This is a genomic window from Telluribacter humicola (genome assembly GCF_017355935.1).
GTDB classification, from domain to species: domain Bacteria; phylum Bacteroidota; class Bacteroidia; order Cytophagales; family Spirosomataceae; genus Telluribacter; species Telluribacter humicola.
In genome coordinates this window covers 1,244,965-1,264,810 of record NZ_JAFIQT010000001.1, presented here as the reverse complement: position 1 = coordinate 1,264,810, position 19,846 = coordinate 1,244,965, and the positions used below count along the sequence as shown (strand labels likewise).

Below are 19,846 nucleotides of genomic sequence, written 5' to 3'. Positions count from 1 at the left end.
TAGATGGGTGTACTTATATAACCAAAAAAGCAACGCTATGGCCTGCACAGTCTAGGAATTAAGACTAAAAGGGCAGTGTATCCTGAAAAATCTTCTGATACACTGCCCTTCAAAGCTTATAGGTCAAATTAACTATTTTAGAATTGGTGCCAGGTCCTTTTCGTTCTCGGCCAGCCAGGCGGCAATGTCCTCCACGATCTTACGGATACCGATTTCAGGCTTCCAACCAGTCATGGCGGTAACCTTGGTATTATCAGTCACGTACAGACGGATGTCGGCAGTACGGGTTTCAGCAACAGACTTGATAGGTATGGTCTTGCCGGTTACCTCCTGACAGATTTTGGTCAGCTCCTGTAGCGAAGCACTGCTCTCAAGGCCACCTCCAGCGTTCAGGATCTCGCCATTTACTTTATCGAGGTTGTGCAACTGCCAGTCGATGAGGCGATATAGGTCGTCGATGTGCAGCATGTCGCGAATCTGCTTACCGGTACCACCGTACCCAAAGTACCCCAGCTGCTGCTCAAAGTAGTGCTTGGCTATCCAGAGTACCATCACCCCCTGATCCACCTTACCCATTTGCCAGGGGCCGGTCAATACGCCGCAGCGGTTAATCACGGTCTTAAGGCCGTAGAATTCATTGTATTCCTGAATCAGGAGTTCCGAAGCCAGCTTGGTAGTACCATAGAGGGAACGGGCTCCGTCGAGAGGGAAGTTCTCGGCGATACCTTTGGATGATACGCCCGGTACCGGCTGATCGTCGGATAACGCAAAGCGTGTCTCTTCCTCCACAAAATTCAGTGTCTCAATAGTCTTGATTGGATACACACGGCTGGTAGACAGGAATATAAAGTCAGCTTTGTGTTTAAGCGCGTAGTTGAGGCAGTTGACCGTTCCAAATAAGTTGGTATTGATCAGGTAGTCGGGTGTACCGTCCAATCCGGCTAATACCGATGGCTCTGCCGAAGCTTCAATAACTTTGTCCACAGCAGGCAGGGCATCAAAATCCTCTTTACTCCGTATATCACCGTGCAGAAACTCCACACCGTGCTGCTTCAGACGGCTTAGGTTGAGCTCTGACCCTCTGCGTTTGAGGTTGTCCAGCGCGAATACTTGATAATCAGGATAATTAATTTTGAGCGAAATGGCTAACGATGACCCCACGAACCCGGCTCCTCCGGTAATGAGTATTTTCATGGATTTTGAGTTGAATGAGAGAATGTCCGAGTCCTATAACTATACTACGGTGCTCAAAGTTATGATTTTAGATAAATTGTAAAAATACAATCACTCTTTTTTGCCTATATCACTTAGCATAAGTCAACACATACTTTAATTAATAGTAGATTAGCAGTCTATCAGTGGTACAGATATTTAACCTGCTATATCCACAACCCGTCAAGTTCATTTTGGGCCTTTCGGATAGTTTAAAAGAATACAATCTATAATTTTGAATCCACACACCTATCTAGACATATGACAACACCTGTAGTAGAAACTGAACAGTTTTATATAGTCCCCCTGACGCAGCGACAGCTCAAGAAGTACACCCTTACGGATTATTCACTGGAAGCAGACCTGGGCGTAAAGCCAATTCCGCGTGAGGTGCCACCGGCTTTGAAAGAAGCGCTGGAAGTCATGCTACTTCCTACCATTGATGGTCTGTTCAAAATTCAGGTTTTCTTTACCCTCTGGACCATCATTCACAAAGAAGAGAATGTGATTGTGGGAGATCTCTGCTTCAAAGGCGAACCCAACGAAGCGGGTGAAATCGAGGTTGGGTATGGCATCTATGACGACTTCCAGAACAGAGGCTACATGACCGAAGCACTCCGTGGATTGGTCTATTGGGCTTTTGAGCAGCCAAGGGTCACGTGTGTAGTGGCCGAGACGGAGAAAGATAACATAGCCTCCCAGCGAACCCTTCAGAAACTGAACTTTGAGCAGTACCTGGAGAAAGAGGGGATGCTCTGGTGGCAGCTCAAGCCTTCCGGTGCTGCCGGCTCTACCCGTTCTTTTCTTAAGAAAAGGTCTTTCAATAGAGCAAGGTACTAATATACCAGATTGTCCGGTTGAGGACGCTGCTGTCATGACACGACTAATTACATCATTCCACAAACTAATTTTAACTACTATCCCTACCTTATGAAAACACTACCATTCAAGAATGGCGATACCATGCCAGCTATCGGACTGGGTACCTGGAAATCTAAAGAAGGCGAAGTGTACAAAGCGGTGATGGAAGCCATCCGGATCGGGTATCGTCACATTGATTGTGCGGCTATTTATGGAAATGAAGCGGAAATAGGCCAGGCATTCAAAGATGCCATTGAGTCGGGTCTCGTAAAGCGCGAGGACCTGTGGGTAACCTCCAAGCTATGGAACAATTCGCACCGCAAGGATCAGGTAGTACCGGCCTTGCAGAAAACCCTGAAGGACCTCAACCTGGACTACCTTGACCTGTACATTATTCACTGGCCGGTGGCTCTGAAGGAAGGTGTTGGTTTTCCGGGTAGCGTGGAAGATTTTCTGAGTCTCGATGAAGTCTCTCTTGCCGAAACCTGGGAAGGTATGGAGCAATGCGTGGATCAGGGACTGGCCCGCCATATAGGCGTGTCGAACTTCAGCATGGAAAAGATCAAGAATCTGCTGACAACAGCTCGCATACACCCTGAAATGAACCAGGTGGAGATGCATCCGTACCTACAGCAGAATGTACTGCTGAACTACTGTAAGAATGTAAATATTCATATAACGGCCTACTCTCCCCTCGGGTCCAGCGACCGTCCAGTACACCTGGTAAAGGCTGATGATCCAGTCCTGCTAAAGGATGAAACCGTTGCCTCTATCGCCGAGAAACACGGCTGCTCACCAGCGCAGGTTCTGATTAGCTGGGCAGTTATCCGGGGTACTTCGGTTATACCCAAATCAGTGAGCCCTGAGCGTTTGCATCAGAATCTGGAGGCAGCCTCCGTTGAACTGGACGATGATGATATGGCTCAGATCTCAGAACTCGACCGCCACTTCCGGTATGTCAACGGCAGTACCTGGGTTAGAGAGGGTGCTTACTACACCACCACCGCCGAGTTGTGGGATGAATAGCCGCCACTTAAACCAAGAGGGGCAGGTACATGTACCTGCCCCTCTTGGTTTAAGTCGTCACTCCCTGAATAGACTTAGCCTCATCACCTGACTTTTTTATAACCGAAAAAGAACCGTCCGCTTCCAGAATTACAGTATTTACCTCTTCGAGTCCGCTACATCCTTTCTTTCTTACGGCTCCCAATAACTCCTCTTTTCTAATGCGTTCTTTACGCATGTTTTTTTCCAGTATACTACCTCCGTGGTACAATAGAGTAGGCTGCGAAGTAATGAGTCGGGAGAAGAAGTCAGACCGTACTTCGAGAAACGAAAAAATGTACTGTAGCGAGACCAGCAGCAAAAATGTGACGACCGCCTCCGATACCGATACTCCCTTAGCCGTAAGGACACGCCCGAAAGCCGAGCCCATCGTAACAGTGATAATAAAGTCAAAGGCATTCATGCTGGCCAGTGTTCGTTTACCCGAAACGCGCAGCAGCAGCACAATGCACAGATACGTAATGGTACCTACCACCACAATCCGCAGAATGGGCTCCCAACCGCTCCAGAAAAATACAGTCTTGTCCATAGCTTTATTTGTTAGGGGCTGGCCAGTGCCAGGCTCCGTTATTAATAAATCCAAGGAGGAGCTTTCTCCTTTGGGTTAGGTTAGCCATCCTGTCTTCAAACTGCTTTTCGTCTACCACCGGCAGGCCTGCCTCACGGAGGCGTCCCAGATCAGGCCGCTGGGGCTCTTCATCGGCCGTCTGAATAAAAGCAGACTGCAACGTCGTAAGAAAACTATCTACGGACTTACGGGTCGAGGAAAGAATGGTCTGAGGAGGATGGTACTTCTCATCCACCCCCAACTCAATCAGGGAAAGCGCATCGTCAAGAATGGCTACGGCCACATTCAAGGACTTTTCGACCCGGGCAGCGTGGTAAAAGTGCAGAATAGGGAATGAGAGATGCTGTTCGGTGATCTGAGCCAATTGCTGTGACAGTGAGCTAAGCTGCAGCTCAATAGCCCCGAAGCTGTCCTTATCCCACTGCTTTATTACAAACTCCTCGGCAGTCTGCCCTACACCCGTAATCTGACTAGCCAGGGCTCTTTTCTGGGCCACAGCGGCCACTACCTGCAGTAGATAGGTAATCATAAGAGTAACCATAGCCATGCCGCTAAAGGCTACAAAGGCGCTCAGTACCTGCCAGGTGTTACCATTGGGAATAAACCCTCCGTTCCCTACCGTAAACATGGTGTAGGCGATGTACCAGAGTACATCCGAAAAATCAGGTAAAGCCGTAGTAGAACTGTTGACGATGGCATCGGACTGAGCATAAAAAATAAGCGTCCAGCCCAGCCAGATCAGCAAAATATACACGGCAACTGTACCAAACAGCACAAGAGGCCCCGCCAGGCTCAGCAGCTTATGATTACGATTACCTACCACCAGGCGCAGCATCTTCCAGAACCAGGACGTTAGCCTGGAGGTGAGGGGGCCGGAGTTTCCGTCTACCCATATGGTCGTCCAGAGGCCTTCTATAAAAGTCCATATCACGACTACTATTCCTACGATTTCTAAAAATTCATTCATCCTCCTAATTCGTGTGTGGGTCATTTTATTAACACGCTGGTATACACATTGTTTTTTTAGGTGGACAGATCTCTACCGAAGCTCATACAGTACAATTAGGGTATGTAAGCACCTTGTAACAGCCTCGGCAAATGCTGTGACAGGATGCCCCGGTCCTACAAAACAGAGGGAGGCTGTGTCGCAACACGGCCTCCCCACATGACGCTTTCTAAATGATTCTAAACTCCTACCACAGGTGATGTACTCTGTTTTTGATTCGGCGCTCGTAGATATCCTGAACGGCTGCCAGCTGAGCCGACGAAAGCATGGGTATCTCCTGGGCGTGCAGGTTAGAGACTACCTGCCCCGGATGTGAAGCCCCCGGGATAATACAGCTTACCTCATTGAAGTTCAGGATCCAGCGAAGCGCTATCGGAGCCAGATTCTCGTAAGCAGGGAATACCTCCTGAAGCTCGCGGGCGGCCTCTACCCCCGTCTGGTAATCTATTCCTGAGAAAGTCTCTCCCTTATCAAAAGCGTCGCCGTTGCGGTTGAAGTTGCGGTGGTCTCCTTTGTCAAATGTTGTTTGTTCGTCAAACTTTCCGGTCAGCAATCCACTCGCCAGAGGTACCCGCACGATGATACCTACATCGCGTCGACTGGCCTCTCCGAAAAACAGCTCCGCGGGCCGCTGACGAAACATGTTAAATATAATCTGAACCGTCGCGACGTTGGGGTATTCAATAGCTTTCAGCGCCTCCTCTACTTTCTCGACGCTTACTCCTATCTGATCAATCTTTCCCTCGTCTTTCAGGCGCTCAAACAGCTCGAATATCTCAGGCCGGTAGTATACTTCGGTGGGCGGACAGTGGAGCTGAATCAGATCCAGCCGTTCGAGATTCATATTTTTGAGACTGCCTTCTACAAACTTCCTCAGCGCATCAGGCGTATACGAGTCATTGACGTGAGGGCTGAGCTGACGGCCGCATTTGGTAGCGACGTAGATCTGCTCCGAGCGGTTACGCACCAGACGACCTACTGCTTTTTCGCTCTCGCCCCCACCGTATACATCGGCCGTGTCTATGAAGTTTATACCGGCATCTACGGCCGTATTCAGTATCTCATCCGCTCTTTCGTGGCTAAACTCCTCTCCCCATTTCCCTCCGACCTGCCAGGTACCCAGGCTGATTTCGGATACTCTAAATTCAGTTTTCCCTAGCCTTCTGTACTTCATGTCTCAGTTTGTTTTTATGTGATAGAATAATTTAGCTACATGATAAAGTGGCCATTCAGAGGCTTCTACTACACACGCTCTCTCCGTCACATCCAGTGATAGTTACTCCTGCGCGCGGCTACGTGACTCGGGGCCCTTAGTCTTATCCCACCATACATACGCAAAAAATCCTATGATACAGACCACACTCGCCCAGATCAGGCCTTGCTTCAGACGATTTATATCTCCACCCAGGTAAGCCATTAGTATAATCAGCGGACTGATGCCGATGGCTGTTCCCATCATGAAACGCCAGAAGTTCATGCGGGTGAGTCCGGCTACAAAGCTGATGGTATCGTTGGAAAGAAAGGGGGCTAGCCTGAATACGATGACAGTACCCAGCCCGTAGCTTTCGAGGTAGGCACGCATCTTGCGCTCAGACTTCTCGCCCAGTAACGCCAGAAGCGTATGTTCATTCAGCATTTTACCAATAAAATAAGCCACCGTAGAAGCGAACAGGATGCCTATCAGGGCCAGCCCACTCCCCCACCAGGGGCCGTAGGCAACCGTACAAACCAGGATCAGCAGCCAGGACGGCAGTACAAAGGCCAGCATCTGGACAATGAACAGGACGAGTAGCAACAGCGGTCCCCAGAAGCCAAACTGGTTGATCCACTTAGCGATACGAGCCTGATCGCTACTGGTAAGTACCTGCCAGGCCTCCTGACAGAACTGTTGAAAATCCGGAATAAGAAAGTAGCAAAGTACTCCTCCCCCTATTATACTGATCGACAGGACCAGGGGCAGATACTTAGCCAGCCAATCTGATCCTGACGTATTGTGCTCATAGGTTTCAGCTGCCATTGAGTTCTCAGTTTTGACTAATGAAGATGTGAAACTGTATAACTACTACAACCGAAGGGCAGTCAGGGTTATAAAAACAGCGATAAAAAAGCCACCGGCTCATTGGAACCGGTGGCTTATCTTTTAGATGGAAGGATGAAAGCTGTTAGCTATATACCCGCTTTAACTTGACGTTTTCGATCGGACGGATTACCAGCGGTACCTTCTCCACTTTTACCGAACTACTTTCCAGCCCAAACCACTTATCTTCGGATGTAGTGATAGTCTTAATGGCGAAATAAGCCTTCATGACCATCTGCTCAAATAAAGGCAGATCGTTTTCGACGGACAGGAAGCGTTCAAGTACCACAAAGCGGAAGTCGCCCGTGATGTTATGCCGGTTCAGGGATTCGTAACGGCTGGTAATGTCCACCTCTTTATTCTTCACCATGTCCTCAATTACCCGACGGAAGAACATGTTGATCCGCTGCTCCACCCGGAACCCGAGTCGGAAAGTCACTTTGATCACGTCATCCTCCTCAATCACATTCACCTTATACTCCATAGTATAGGGATCGTCGGTGGTCTCTACGTGCACAAACCAGTAGATATCCGCCCGCTTGGGACGCTTCTGAAAGATGGAGTAGATAATCTTAGTCTCAATTTCTGATACCCGGGAGGCATTGGACATGAATACCAGGTGCGTCGTGTACTTAGGGATACTTATATCATTGCTTAGCTCCCGCAGAGCCGGTAGATAATCGTCCAGCTTGACGTACTCGGTCAGTCGCAACTTAATATAGAAAGCTCTCAGCCATACCGTCATAATTACGGCTACAAGGCTACCTACCAGCAGCGACACCCAGCCTCCATGGGTAAATTTAAGGAGATTGGCTCCCAAGAATGAAAGCTCAATAGACAGGTATAGAACCAGAAACCCTATTACCCACCACATATTTACCCGATGTACATACAGGTAGTAGGTCATCAGGAAGGTAGTCATGATCATAGTCATGTTTACAGCCAGTCCATAGGCGGCTTCCATGTTAGCTGACTCCTTAAAGTACAGCACAACTCCCACACAACCGGCCCAGATCAGCCAGTTGATACTGGGTACGTACAACTGTCCTTTTTCATTGGTAGGATAGATTAGTCTTACCTTAGGCCAGAAGTTAAGTCGAATCGCCTCCGAAATAAGTGTAAACGATCCGGTGAGCATAGCCTGACTGGCAATAATAGCCGCCGAGGTAGCAATGGCAATACCGGGCAGTAGCCACCAGCTAGGCATGATTTCGTAGAAAGGCTTACGACCATGTAGCAATTCTCCGGCATGTACAATCAACCAGGCTCCCTGCCCAAGGTAGTTGAGTAAAAGAGCAATTTTTACAAATATCCAGGTAGCGCGAATATTCCCTCTTCCGCAGTGCCCCATATCGGAGTATAAAGCCTCCGCTCCGGTAGTACACAGAAATACGGACCCTAATAACCAGATCCCACCCGGATGCTCAGCTAGTAATAAGTAGGCATAGTAGGGATTGAAGGACTTTAATACCTCAGGATGCTGAGTAATCTGATTCAGACCTAATACAGCCAGCATAGAGAACCAAACGATCATGATAGGACCAAAAGCTCTCCCGACTATTTGAGTACCAAAAGCCTGAACCAGAAAAAGAATAGTGATAATAGTGATGACAATGGGGATCGTCTCAATGGTTGGATAGAGAATTTTAAGACCTTCTATAGCTGACGATACGGATATAGGCGGTGTAATAACTCCATCAGCCAGCAAGGTACTACCTCCTATAATAGCCGGAATAGTAAGCCACTTGGCATGACGCCGTACGAGGGCATACAGAGCAAAGATTCCTCCCTCACCCCGGTTGTCGGCCCGGAGGATCAGTGTTACGTATTTAACCGTGGTTTGAAGGGTAAGTGTCCAGATTATGCACGATAAAGCTCCGTATACAATCTCATCAGTTATACCTGACTCACCAATGATAGCCTGCATTACATAAAGGGGAGAGGTCCCGATATCACCATAGATAATACCTAATGCAACTAATGACCCCGCTAATGAAATTCTGTCGGTATGTTTGTGGGTATCCATTTTATATTCTCCCTGAAAAACAGCGAAAGTTATAAAACCCCCTGCAAAGATCGCATCCCCTAGCGTATGAATTTTACGGATATGGCCCTGGGAGCGCTATATGAAGGTATCCAGCAACAGGTATCCGTTCAGTATCATGATGATCAGAGCGATGACCCAGCTCAGGGCGGTCAATGCACGGCTGTTGGCAAAGCGTCCCATCAGGCCTTTGTTACTGGTAAACATTACCAGAGGTACTACCGCAAAGCTCAGTTGCAGCGACAGGATCACCTGGCTCAGCACCAGCAGCTCCGTAGCACCACGCTCGCCGTACAGTATGGCTACGACCAGTGCCGGTACGATGGCTATAAGCCGCGTAATCAGTCGGCGCAGCCACGGCTTCAGGCGCAGGTTCAGGAAGCCTTCCATCACGATCTGACCAGCCAGGGTACCCGTTAGGGTAGAGTTCTGACCGGATGCAAGTAGCGCCACCGCAAAGAATATACTTGCCAGCTTCACACCCAGCAGAGGGTCCAGCAGGTGGTAAGCATCGGTAATATCAGCCACGCCGAAGTGGCCATTGCCATGGAAAGCCGCCGCTGCCAGGATGAGAATAGAAGCATTGATAACAAAAGCTACGGCCAGCGATACTGTAGAGTCAATGGTAGCAAACTTAATAGCACTCTTCTTGCTAACTTCGTCCTGCTTATAGGCCCGGGTCTGGATGATACTTGAGTGGAGGTACAGGTTATGCGGCATAACAGTCGCTCCCAGGATACCAATAGCAACGTACAGCATGGACGAATCCGTTACGATCTGCGTTTGTGGCACCAATCCACCCAGAATACCTGACATAGAAGGTTGCGAAATAAACATTTCGTACAGGAAGCTCACCAGAATAATGGCAATAAGCCCGCCTACAATACTCTCAAGTACCCTGAATCCCTTATGCTGGAAGTACAGGATCAGCAATACATCAAAGCCGGTCAGAACTACGCCCATCGGCAGAGGCATGCCAAACAGCAGATTGAGCGCGATAGCCGAGCCGATTACCTCGGCCAAGTCCGTAGCCGCAATAGCGATCTCACACAGTACCCACAGCCCAAAAGCTACGGGTCGCGAATAGTAATCGCGGCATGCCTGCGCCAGATCACGTCCCGTAGCGATACCCAGCTTCAGGGCCAGGTGCTGCAGCAGCATAGCGAATACATTAGAGATCAGAATAACTGAAAGCAGCGTATAACCAAATCTTGATCCGCCTTCGATATCAGTAGCCCAGTTACCGGGGTCCATGTACCCTACGGCTACCATTAGTCCGGGCCCTATAAAGGCCCTCATTTTTTTCCAAAAACCAGCTCCTTCGGGTACTTCAATAGAGGCATGAACCTCAGGAAGCGAAGGAAGCCCCTGCCGGCTCGCCCCCAATCGTGAGGGCTGATCCTTGTTAATTAGGGGCATATGTGAGAGTAATCCATTATCCATATTCAGTAGGTTTAACTAACTATCTTAAAATAAGTTCGTACCATCTGAAAGCAAATATAGAAATAAGTTTAAATACATTTTTAGACTAGCCTAAATTTTTTTAATTATAATAAGTAAATCGTACTTTTGCGTTATTAGAGTTGAAAATCCTTCGCAACCGGAGTTGGCAAGCAATGCAGAATTCGTTCACAGAAGAAAACTATCTGAAAATTATCCATAACCTGTCGGGGCGGGAGGATCTGGAGGTAAGTACCAATGCGCTGGCAGAAAGTACGGCTACCCGGGCGGCCTCGGTTACGGATATGCTTCGCAAACTAGCCGACAAAGGGCTGATCCACTACAAGAAGTACCAGGGGGTACGCCTTACGGAGCAGGGTCAGAAGGTGGCGCTGAAAGTGATACGAAAGCACCGGCTGTGGGAGGTATTTCTGGTAGAGAAGCTGGGATTTGGCTGGGATGAAGTACACGACATTGCCGAAGAACTGGAACATATCCCGTCAGACAGGCTGGTAGAGCGGCTGGATGCTTTTCTGGACCACCCGCAGTTTGACCCGCACGGCGACCCCATACCCGACGCCAAAGGCAATATGCCCGTACCCGATTACATGAAACTTTCGGATATAGCCATGGGTAACAAAGCCCTGATGATGGGGGTACTAGAGCATACAACGCCTTTTCTGCAGCACCTCGACCGCTCCGGCCTTACCCTGGGCTGTGAGATTGAAATTAAAGAAGTCAATGAATTTGATAAATCTGCCCTGATCCAGATCAATAACCAGCGCACTTTATTTATAAGCCAGGAAGTGTCCAAAAATGTACTAGTACAACGCCTGTAAGGCCTGTCTGCCCCTATGAAACTTAAAATACTGGATCGCTATCTGCTCAAGAACTTCCTGCTGACGTACGTGTTTGTGGCCATGGTGATCGTACTGATTATCTGTGTAATTGACTATACTGAGAAGATAGATAACTTCATCAACAAGCAAGCTCCCGCCCGGGCTATCCTTTTTGATTACTACCTCAACCTGATCCCCTACTGGGCCAACTACATCAGTCCGCTGATGGTGTTCATAGCTACGGTTTTTTTTACCTCCCGCATCGCCGCCCGCACCGAGATCGTGGCCATGCTGAGTACGGGTATTAGTTTTGGTCGCCTGCTGCTCCCCTACTTTATGGGGGCTACCGTGCTGGGGCTCCTGACGTTTTATCTGGTGGGCTGGGTACTTCCCAAAGCCAACAAGGTGCGTAACGCGTTTGAACAGCAGTACGTCAAGGATGAATTCTTCTATGATGGCCGTAACGTCCACATCAAGATAGCCCCCGAAGTATACGCTTACCTTGAAAGCTACAACGTAGCCACCAAAACGGGTAATAAGTTTACACTCGAAACCATCCGTGATAATAAACTGGTACAGAAACTCTCGGCAGACCGTATCGTATGGCAGCCCGAAAAAAAGAAGTGGACGATCCATGACTACCGCATCCGGACGCTTGACAGCCTACAGGAAAAACTCACCCACGGCACAGAGATTGATACGACAATCAACCTGAGTCCGAAGGACTTTGAGAGCAACTACCACCTCTTCGAGACATTTACTCTGCCTGAGCTTAACAGCTACATCGAGCTGCTGCAGAGCCGGGGCGCCGACGGGGTGGAAGTATATCTGATCGAGAAGTACACCCGTTTTACGCAGCCTTTCGCCATTCTAATTCTGACAGCAATTGGCGTAATTGTATCAGCGCGTAAAAGTCGTCGGGGAGTAGGCTGGCAGATAGCGATGGGCTTCCTGCTGGCATTTATTTATATTCTGTTCTTCCTCTTATCCAAGGGAGTGGCCGAGGCCGGTAACATCAATACGCTTTTTGCCGTGTGGCTACCTAATATTGTATTCTCGGTCATTGGATTGGTTCTTTTCAAGACCCTACCCCGATGAGTCAACCGGCATCACCTCCCCTGCGGTCGTACCTGCAGTTGCATTTTCTGGTACTCATCTGGGGATTTACGGCTATTTTGGGGCTGCTTGTATCGGTTTCACCAACTGTACTGGTACTGTATCGTACGGTACTGGCAGCGGTAGGCCTGGCGGCAGTACTCTACATCCGAAAGAAAAAGTTTCGCATCCCTGCTTCCGACGCCGTGCGTATGCTACTGGTGGGCTTCCTGCTCTCACTGCACTGGATCCTGTTTTTTGCCTCAGCCCGGATAGCCACGGCCTCGGTATGCTTGGCGGGGATGTCCACGACTTCGCTTTGGACAAGTCTGGTTGAGCCCGCTATTAACCGGCAGCGCATTCGTCCGGTCGAAGTAGGCTTAGGTTTGGTAGCGGTAGTGGGGCTTTATATTGTATTCAGGTTTGAGTTTGACCACGCACTGGGTCTGATCCTGGCGCTGGGTTCCGCTTTTCTGGCCTCACTCTTTACGGTATTCAACAGCCACCTGGTGCGCCGGCACGATGCCTTTGTCATTACCTTTTACGAAATGATTGGTGCCAGTGTATGTTCTTTGGTATTTGTTTTGCTGTTCCAATCCATGGAATGGAATCAGGGTATCTCGTTGTGGCCCAAGGCTAGCGACTGGCTATGGATACTAATACTGGCGTGGGTATGTACGGTGTACGCCTACTCCATGGGTACGCATCTGATGAAACAGTTTTCGGCGTATATGGTTAACCTAACGGTCAATCTTGAACCCGTATATGGAATAGCGCTGGCCTTTCTGATCTTTGGGGAAAAAGAACGAATGACTACTGGTTTTTATGTAGGAACGTTAGTTATATTGCTAGCGGTAATATCCTATCCGGTATTAATCAATTGGCAATCTAAGGTACAGAAAAACCGATAAGTTTATATTTTTGCCTCGCACAACTTAGCATATCTATGAAACCAGCTCACTTGCTGTTAGTGATTCCGTGTTATAACGAAGAAGCCATCTTACATTATACCTACAGTACCCTTAAAGCTTATTACGCTGATATCAAACAACAGGGGCTCATTACCCCCGATAGCAAGATATGTTTTGTAAATGATGGAAGCCGGGACCGCACGTGGGAGATCATAGAAGAACTCAGCCTGAAGGATGCGGATATTATCGGGGTAAAGCTATCACGTAACTTTGGTCACCAGAGCGCCATCCTGGCCGGCCTGGAGCACCATATAGATCACTTTGACTGCTTTGTAACCATTGATGCGGACCTACAGGATGACATCAATGCCATTACGGCTATGATCCAGCGCTACCAGGAAGGTGCCATGGTCGTATACGGAGTGCGCGATGACCGCAGCTCCGACAGTTGGTTTAAGCGCTCAACGGCCGAAGGTTTCTATAAGGTAATGCAAAAAATGGGCGTACCCGTGGTATTTAACCACGCTGATTTTCGCCTGATGGACCGCCGCATCCTGCAGGAGCTGGGGCACTTCCGGGAAGTGAACCTGTTTCTGCGCGGGATCATTCCGATGATTGGTTTCAAGAGCAACAAGGTGTTCTACAAACGTCTGGAGCGTACCGCCGGCGAAACCAAGTACCCCCTGAGCAAGATGCTGCTCTTTGCCTGGAATGGTATTACATCTTTTACAAACTTCCCGATGCGCCTGGTCCTGTACTTTGGCGTACTGAACTTCATGCTGGCCATGGCTATCGTAACGTATATTGTGGTAGCTTACCTAGTGGGTGAAACCATTCCAGGCTGGACCTCCACCATCCTGCCTATTACATTTTTCAGCGGATTTAATATGATAGCGCTTAGCCTCATCGGCGAGTACATAGGAAAGATATACGAAGAAGTAAAAGCCCGCCCACGCTATATCATTGAGAAAGTAGTGAATGAATAACCTGTATAAGAAATACCGCATTGCCGGTAACTGGCTGAATATTGTCCTGCTGGTTACCGTTCTGTTGCCCCTGATCGTACTGTCGCTCTACAATCATCCCTCTGCGGCCGATGACTACTGCTATATTGATACAGTGTTTCAGTACGGCTGGCTGGAAGCGATGAATTGGTACTACATTGGCTGGTCGGGACGGTACTTCGGTATCCTGCTCAATCATACCAATCCACTCCTGTTTTATTGGGTGGAAGGCTTCAAGGTACTGCCACTACTACTATTAGCAGGCCTGGCAGTCTCCCTGTACCTGCTAGCCCGCGAGCTTACGCCGACCCTTTCCCGGCTGGCCCATGCTGGTTTTGCGGGAGTTATCTTCTTTTTGTACATCCTCAATCTGGCCAGTATAGCCGAAGCTTTTTACTGGATGGCCGGATTTGTGACCTATACCATCCCTAATATTCTTACGCTTTGCTGGATTGTGGTAGTACTCCGGTGGTACCGTATGGAAAACCGGCCTATCCAGATCGCGACCGGTGTGCTGATAGGCTTTCTGGTATTTGCCATCGTTGGCAGCAGCGAAACCAACCTTGTAATACTAGGCGGACTGATAGCGGCATGGTGGGGATACCGCCTGCTCATCCAGCGGAAGTGGGACCTGCTTATGGTATTTACTGCCTTGGTAGCCTTAGTTTCCTGTTACCTCTACGCCAGAGCGCCTGGCAACAAAGTACGCATGGGAGGCGATACCCTCAGTGGTAATATTCCTCTCTCGATTACCTCCTCTTTTCAAAAACTGGCGACGCTTTCTATTGAATGGATTAGTCTGCCGCTGCTTTTGTTCTCACTGGCCTGGGTCCTGATCCTGTACCGGATGAGCCCCCAGGCCCGAACGTACTTCCAGGTACCGCTCTGGTACTCCCTGCTGGTGTGGTTTGGCATATTGGTAATACAGCTTTTTCCAGCCTACTATGGCATTGGTAATCCAGCTCCCCGTATTATCAACTGCGTGTACCTGTTTTACCTTATCGGGTGGTTTTATAACCTAGGCATCCTGACTGACTTACTGCAGCGCCGGTTCGATACCCCTTCCAGTATCCCCTCCTGGTCCTATATGGTACTATTCGCCGCTCTGGGACTTTCTATACTTTGGGCTTTTTATCGCAGTACCAACACTAGATTACTATACAAAGACTGGCTAAGTGGGAAGGCAGCCGCTTTCAATCAGGAGATGTACCATCGATACGAGTTGATTGAAGCCTCCCCTGATTCAGTGGTTTCTCTGCCCCCTCTGCATGCCCAGCCCTCTACCCTATTCGTGGAGGATATTCGGGAGGACTCAACTTATCTGTGGAACAAGTGCTTGTCCAGCTACTATGGTAAGAAGGACATCTACGTAAAAGACGAAACCAACGTAAAGTGAATTCTACTAAAAAGTTAGGGCTGGGAGTCATTGCCGCGTTGCCGGTTATTTTCTGGGTGTACGTACTGCTGCATTATTCGGTTAATGTACCCTGGTTTGACGACTTCGAGCCTTTCCCGGACCTGCTACACAAATGGATCCTGAGTGATAGCATTAGTGAGAAAGTAAAGTTGCTCTTCCAGCCCAACAACGAGCACCGGATGGTATTCGGAAAGCTGCTGACCGTCATGTACTATTGGATCACCGGTACCCTCCACTTCACTTACCTGCACATAGTAGGCGCGTTATTTACCTTTGGTACCTTCGCCTTGTTCTGGAAGGTTTTCATGAGCAGCCAGCTCCCGCTCAAGTACTTCCTCCCGGTTCCGTTCCTGCTGTTTCAGATCCAGTACCACCTTATATTCCTGTGGGCAATATGTAGCCTGCAGCACCAGCCAGTCGTATTTTTTGTCTGCCTCACCATGTACCTGCTGGTCCGGAACAGGTTTGGCTGGGCCATCCTGGCCGGCTTCTGTGCCAACTTCGCCATGAGCAACGGGATCTTTGTATGGGTGGGTGGAGCTGCTATCCTGCTGCTGTGGTCACAGTGGCGGCAGTTAGCCATCTGGATCGTAGCGGGTGGCTTAGCCATTTGGATGTACTTCCTGGGTATGACTACCATGGGAAACGAGGCCAGTATCGAATACTTCAAAAATCATCCCCACCTGTCGTTCCTTGGCTTCTTTGCCTTTCTGGGTGGCTTGTTCGACTTCTTTTTTGAGCGTCCTATCCAGATCCGTACGGCGCTGCCCATTCTGATGGGGCTGCTGTCCATGCTATGGATAGTACCCTGGCTACTGGGACTACTCCTCCCGTGGGTACGCCAGACTTTCCGCTGGCCGGCTCGGATGCCCCGCTTCACCGAGCGTATGCAGGCGACCATCAGCCATCAGCAACAGATTACCTACTTTTCCTTTGGGGTCCTGGTGTACATCCTGGCCAATGCCTCAATCATTGGTTTTCTGAGGCCCCGTTTTGGCTTCGAAGTTATGGTCGTGAGTAATTATAAACTTTACCCGGCGGTATTTCTGATAGTAGGGTACCTGGCTTACCTGGGAGCCACCTCGAAGGACAAGTGGAGGACCTGGGGCTTCCGTACTATGCTGGGGCTTGGTATTTTTATCTGGGGTATGAGCCTGCTGCACTACTTCCCGACTATAGTGGAACGCCGGAAGTCTCTACTGGTCAATGTATTCAACCAGGAACATCACTCCTTTGGGTTGGGGCACTTCCCGGGTACACCTACCGGCGAATACGTAGAGGCGCTGATGGAGGATGTAACAGCCCGTGGTATCTATACGTACCCGGACGAATTTAAACCCTACTACGACCAGATGCGTACCGTGAAGGGGGCGTTGCCGGCATCCCTTAAAGTAGATGTACAGACTACTCCGGAGGCACTGCTTGTCATTGAACCCGGTACTCCGTATACGGCCGGCTATAATACCGGTTCCTACGCATTTTTGAGAAAGGGCAAAGAATTATACGTATTCAAAATAGATCAGAATCTGTATCGGGGCCGGAATATATTCCGACTTTTTGACAATGGGCGCGCATTGATCATTCCCTACTCACTTATCACTCCCGGAGAGTACGAACTAGGAGTACTTAGGGTAGGCGACGGACAGGTAGAAAGTGGTATAATCAAGACCATTACCATCACCGAAGAACAAGGATTTAAAACAATATAGGCTGAAAGATGTATTTTTGCTGAAATCGTTTATAAAACGTAAAAGACTTGGAAACTCCTCAAATATCCATTGTAGCACCATTATATAACGAATCTGAATCGTTCCCTCATTTAGTAGAAAGGCTCAATGCCCTGATGGACAGTTGTCCTATTTCTATTGAGGTAGTATTAATAGATGATGGCAGCCGGGACAATACAGCACTCATGATGCGTCAGGTAGCCCTGACCGATCCAAGATATCATTGCGTATTCCTTTCCAGAAACCACGGCCATCAACTGGCACTTTCGGCGGGTATAGCCAGAGCCCGGGGGAGTGAAGGCCTATTTATTATTGACGGAGACTTACAGGATCCCCCCGAACTGCTTCCTGAATTTTATAAACTCCTGAAAGCTGGCAACGATGTCGTATATGCCGTTCGTCGTAAGCGGAAGGAGAATATGGCCAAACGTACCGGCTACTATCTGTTTTATCGTCTGCTCAAATCTATATCGTACATCGAAATCCCGCTCGACAGCGGTGATTTTTCCCTCATTAGCCGCCGCGTAGCCGATGTGCTGATCAAGATGCCCGAAGAAAGTCGTTACCTGCGGGGTATGCGCACCTGGATTGGTTTTAAGCAGGTCGGCTTTGAGTACGAGCGGGATGAGCGCGTAGCGGGTGAGTCAAAGTATTCACTCAAGCAGTTGTTCCGGCTGGCTTACAACGGGATATTCAATTTCAGTGAATTCCCCATCAAGTTTATGACCAATACCGGTGCGGTAGCTATACTGATATCATTGGTCTACCTTATTTTTGTAGTGATCAAGAAGCTGTTCTTTAATCCTGTAATCGAAGGTTTCACCGCTTTACTTTTTGTAGTCATCCTTTTTAGCGGTGTGCAGTTACTGGCATTAGGAATTATTGGAGAATATGTGCTTAGGATCTTCTTCCAGTCCAAAGGTCGTCCGCTCTTTATTGTCAAAGAAGAAATAGTAAACCGCGAGTACATCTGACCCAATGCTTTTTAATTCTCTCCAGTTCCTGATTTTCTTTATTGTCGTCACCCTGGCTTATTACAGCCTGTCGTGGCGTGGCCGTTGGGTGCTACTACTGGCAGCCAGTTGCTACTTTTACATGGTGTTCAAGCCGATCTATATCCTGATCCTGTTTGGCACCATCGTCATTGACTACTACGCGGGAATCTGGATTGAAAAAGCACAGGATCAAAAGCAAAAAAAGGCTCTGCTGGTGCTGAGCCTCATATCCAATATAGGTATACTGGCCTTCTTTAAGTACTACGACTTCCTGGGCGAAAGCCTTAACGGCATACTCAATACAGTTGGATTCAGGGCCATAGTACCACCACTGGACGGCCTGCTGCCCCACCGCGTAGCTGAATGGATGGTCAATGGCGTAGGCAATATTATTCTGCCTATCGGTCTGTCGTTCCACACGTTCCAGGCTATGAGCTATACTATTGAGGTATACCGGGGAAACCAGACCGCGGAGCGTCATTTCGGTATTTATTCCCTTTACGTCATGTTCTACCCGCAGTTGGTGGCCGGTCCCATTGAGCGCCCGCAGAACATGCTCTTCCAGTACCACTCCTACTTCAAGTACGATTTTGAGAATGTCAAGGCAGGTCTGATGCAGATGGCCTTCGGGATGTTCAAGAAGGTAGTTATTGCTGACCGGCTGGCCCTGATGGTGGACTACGCCTATAACAACGCTGAAGACCATAACGGGCTTACGCTGCTGGTGGCTACGCTATTCTTTACCTTCCAGATCTACTGCGATTTTTCGGGTTATTCGGATATTGCTATCGGAGCGTCACGGGTGATGGGCTTTACGCTCATGGAAAACTTTCACCGCCCCTACGAGGCTACTTCTATCTCGGACTTCTGGGGACGCTGGCACATATCGCTCTCTACCTGGTTCCGGGATTACCTGTACATTCCACTAGGAGGCAACCGGCGGGGCGAAACCCGTCGCCAGATGAATCTCTTTACGGTGTTTCTGGTCAGTGGCTTGTGGCACGGAGCCAGCTGGAACTACGTGATCTGGGGTAGCTTGCACGGTCTGTACTCTGTACTGGGTGGCCTGAAGGATAAGTGGATGAAGCAAGCGGGTATTCAGCTACCTAAGAATCCTGCCATCACGGCGGCTAATCTCTTATTTACCTTTGTACTGGTGATGCTGACGTGGGTATTTTTCCGAAACGATAAGGCCCCTGTCAGTCAGGCTTTCATGATCCTCGAAAAAATACTGACACTTTCGTGGGATGCGCCCCTGCGTTCGCCCTTCAATAGTGTTGAAATGTGGTTCTGCGCCTTTCTGATCGTATTTCTGCTGGTCAAGGAGCACTATTACCTTTTTATTCCCACCCGCAACACCGCTGCGTTCTTCATTCTGTTTGGGCTTATTTCCTTCCTGTGCTACTTCCTGGGCGTATTTACATCTAATCAGTTTATCTACTTCCAGTTCTGACGGCTGTCATTTTGGCACAATAGCGATTCGTGCACGTTTTTTGCACGAAGCCAATCAGAGAGTTTTACAGATACCAAACCTGGACAGCTACTGATGCCCGCATCAGGATGCTTTCTTACTTAATAGATACTA

Annotated in this window: 17 protein-coding genes; 10 read left to right on the top strand and 7 right to left on the bottom strand. The window is 48.9% G+C overall.

Features of this window, described 5'->3' with window-relative positions; genetic code table 11:
• Positions 1 to 132 precede the first annotated feature (132 nt).
• The gene (locus JUB14_RS05505) at positions 133 to 1,194 is read right to left on the bottom strand and encodes an NAD-dependent epimerase/dehydratase family protein (protein ID WP_207504846.1); all 1,062 of its coding nucleotides are present in this window, start codon (positions 1,192 to 1,194) and stop codon (positions 133 to 135) included.
• Positions 1,195 to 1,473: 279 nt separating this feature from the next.
• Here JUB14_RS05505 and JUB14_RS05500 point away from each other — a divergent pair, with 279 nt between their 5' ends.
• Together JUB14_RS05500 and JUB14_RS05495 are read left to right on the top strand one after the other, a co-directional pair.
• Positions 1,474 to 2,052: a GNAT family N-acetyltransferase gene (locus JUB14_RS05500; protein ID WP_207504844.1), complete on the top strand. Its 579-nt coding sequence runs from the start codon at positions 1,474 to 1,476 to the stop codon at positions 2,050 to 2,052.
• A 90-nt stretch (positions 2,053 to 2,142) separates the two neighbouring features.
• Entirely contained in the window at positions 2,143 to 3,099 is a 957-nt protein-coding gene (locus tag JUB14_RS05495; RefSeq protein ID WP_207504842.1) for an aldo/keto reductase, read from the top strand.
• Positions 3,100 to 3,148: 49 nt separating this feature from the next.
• Here the strand turns inward: JUB14_RS05495 and JUB14_RS05490 are convergent, their stop codons facing one another.
• The 6 genes from JUB14_RS05490 to JUB14_RS05465 form a co-directional block, all read right to left on the bottom strand.
• A complete protein-coding gene (locus JUB14_RS05490) occupies positions 3,149 to 3,667 on the bottom strand; it encodes a DUF421 domain-containing protein (protein ID WP_207504840.1) in 519 nt (172 codons plus the stop codon).
• Between the two features lie 4 nt (positions 3,668 to 3,671).
• A complete protein-coding gene (locus JUB14_RS05485; protein ID WP_207504838.1) occupies positions 3,672 to 4,673 on the bottom strand; it encodes a potassium channel family protein in 1,002 nt (333 codons plus the stop codon).
• 226 nt (positions 4,674 to 4,899) lie between these two features.
• Positions 4,900 to 5,886, bottom strand: a complete 987-nt coding sequence (locus JUB14_RS05480) for an aldo/keto reductase (RefSeq protein ID WP_207504837.1) — start codon at positions 5,884 to 5,886, stop codon at positions 4,900 to 4,902.
• Between the two features lie 102 nt (positions 5,887 to 5,988).
• Entirely contained in the window at positions 5,989 to 6,729 is a 741-nt protein-coding gene (locus JUB14_RS05475) for a TVP38/TMEM64 family protein (RefSeq protein WP_207504835.1), read from the bottom strand.
• 145 nt (positions 6,730 to 6,874) lie between these two features.
• A complete protein-coding gene (locus JUB14_RS05470; protein ID WP_207504833.1) occupies positions 6,875 to 8,815 on the bottom strand; it encodes a KUP/HAK/KT family potassium transporter in 1,941 nt (646 codons plus the stop codon).
• A gap of 96 nt (positions 8,816 to 8,911) precedes the next feature.
• Positions 8,912 to 10,252 (bottom strand): Nramp family divalent metal transporter, encoded by a 1,341-nt coding sequence (locus JUB14_RS05465; protein ID WP_207504831.1) that lies wholly within the window; start codon positions 10,250 to 10,252, stop codon positions 8,912 to 8,914.
• A gap of 197 nt (positions 10,253 to 10,449) precedes the next feature.
• Between JUB14_RS05465 and JUB14_RS05460 the strand changes: the two genes are divergently transcribed.
• The 8 genes from JUB14_RS05460 to JUB14_RS05425 are packed head-to-tail and all read left to right on the top strand — an operon-like array spanning position 10,450 to position 19,714.
• Positions 10,450 to 11,112, top strand: coding sequence for a metal-dependent transcriptional regulator (locus tag JUB14_RS05460; RefSeq protein ID WP_207504822.1), 663 nt, complete (start codon positions 10,450 to 10,452; stop codon positions 11,110 to 11,112).
• A gap of 15 nt (positions 11,113 to 11,127) precedes the next feature.
• Positions 11,128 to 12,210, top strand: coding sequence for an LptF/LptG family permease (locus JUB14_RS05455; RefSeq protein ID WP_207504820.1), 1,083 nt, complete (start codon positions 11,128 to 11,130; stop codon positions 12,208 to 12,210).
• On the top strand, positions 12,207 to 13,118 hold the full coding sequence (locus tag JUB14_RS05450; RefSeq protein ID WP_207504819.1) for a DMT family transporter: 912 nt from the start codon (positions 12,207 to 12,209) through the stop codon (positions 13,116 to 13,118). The genes JUB14_RS05455 and JUB14_RS05450 overlap by 4 nt, the downstream gene beginning before the upstream one ends.
• 35 nt (positions 13,119 to 13,153) lie before the next feature.
• Complete coding sequence (locus JUB14_RS05445) at positions 13,154 to 14,104, top strand: glycosyltransferase family 2 protein (protein ID WP_207504817.1); 951 nt, start codon at positions 13,154 to 13,156, stop codon at positions 14,102 to 14,104.
• Positions 14,097 to 15,518 (top strand): DUF6056 family protein, encoded by a 1,422-nt coding sequence (locus JUB14_RS05440; RefSeq protein WP_207504815.1) that lies wholly within the window; start codon positions 14,097 to 14,099, stop codon positions 15,516 to 15,518. The genes JUB14_RS05445 and JUB14_RS05440 overlap by 8 nt, the downstream gene beginning before the upstream one ends.
• Positions 15,515 to 17,248, top strand: a complete 1,734-nt coding sequence (locus tag JUB14_RS05435; protein ID WP_207504813.1) for a glycosyltransferase family protein — start codon at positions 15,515 to 15,517, stop codon at positions 17,246 to 17,248. The genes JUB14_RS05440 and JUB14_RS05435 overlap by 4 nt, the downstream gene beginning before the upstream one ends.
• 47 nt (positions 17,249 to 17,295) lie before the next feature.
• Entirely contained in the window at positions 17,296 to 18,240 is a 945-nt protein-coding gene (locus tag JUB14_RS05430; RefSeq protein WP_207504811.1) for a glycosyltransferase family 2 protein, read from the top strand.
• Between the two features lie 4 nt (positions 18,241 to 18,244).
• Positions 18,245 to 19,714 carry an MBOAT family O-acyltransferase gene (locus JUB14_RS05425; RefSeq protein WP_207504809.1) on the top strand — a complete coding sequence of 490 codons (1,470 nt, stop codon included), beginning with the start codon at positions 18,245 to 18,247 and terminating at the stop codon, positions 19,712 to 19,714.
• Positions 19,715 to 19,846 lie beyond the last annotated feature (132 nt).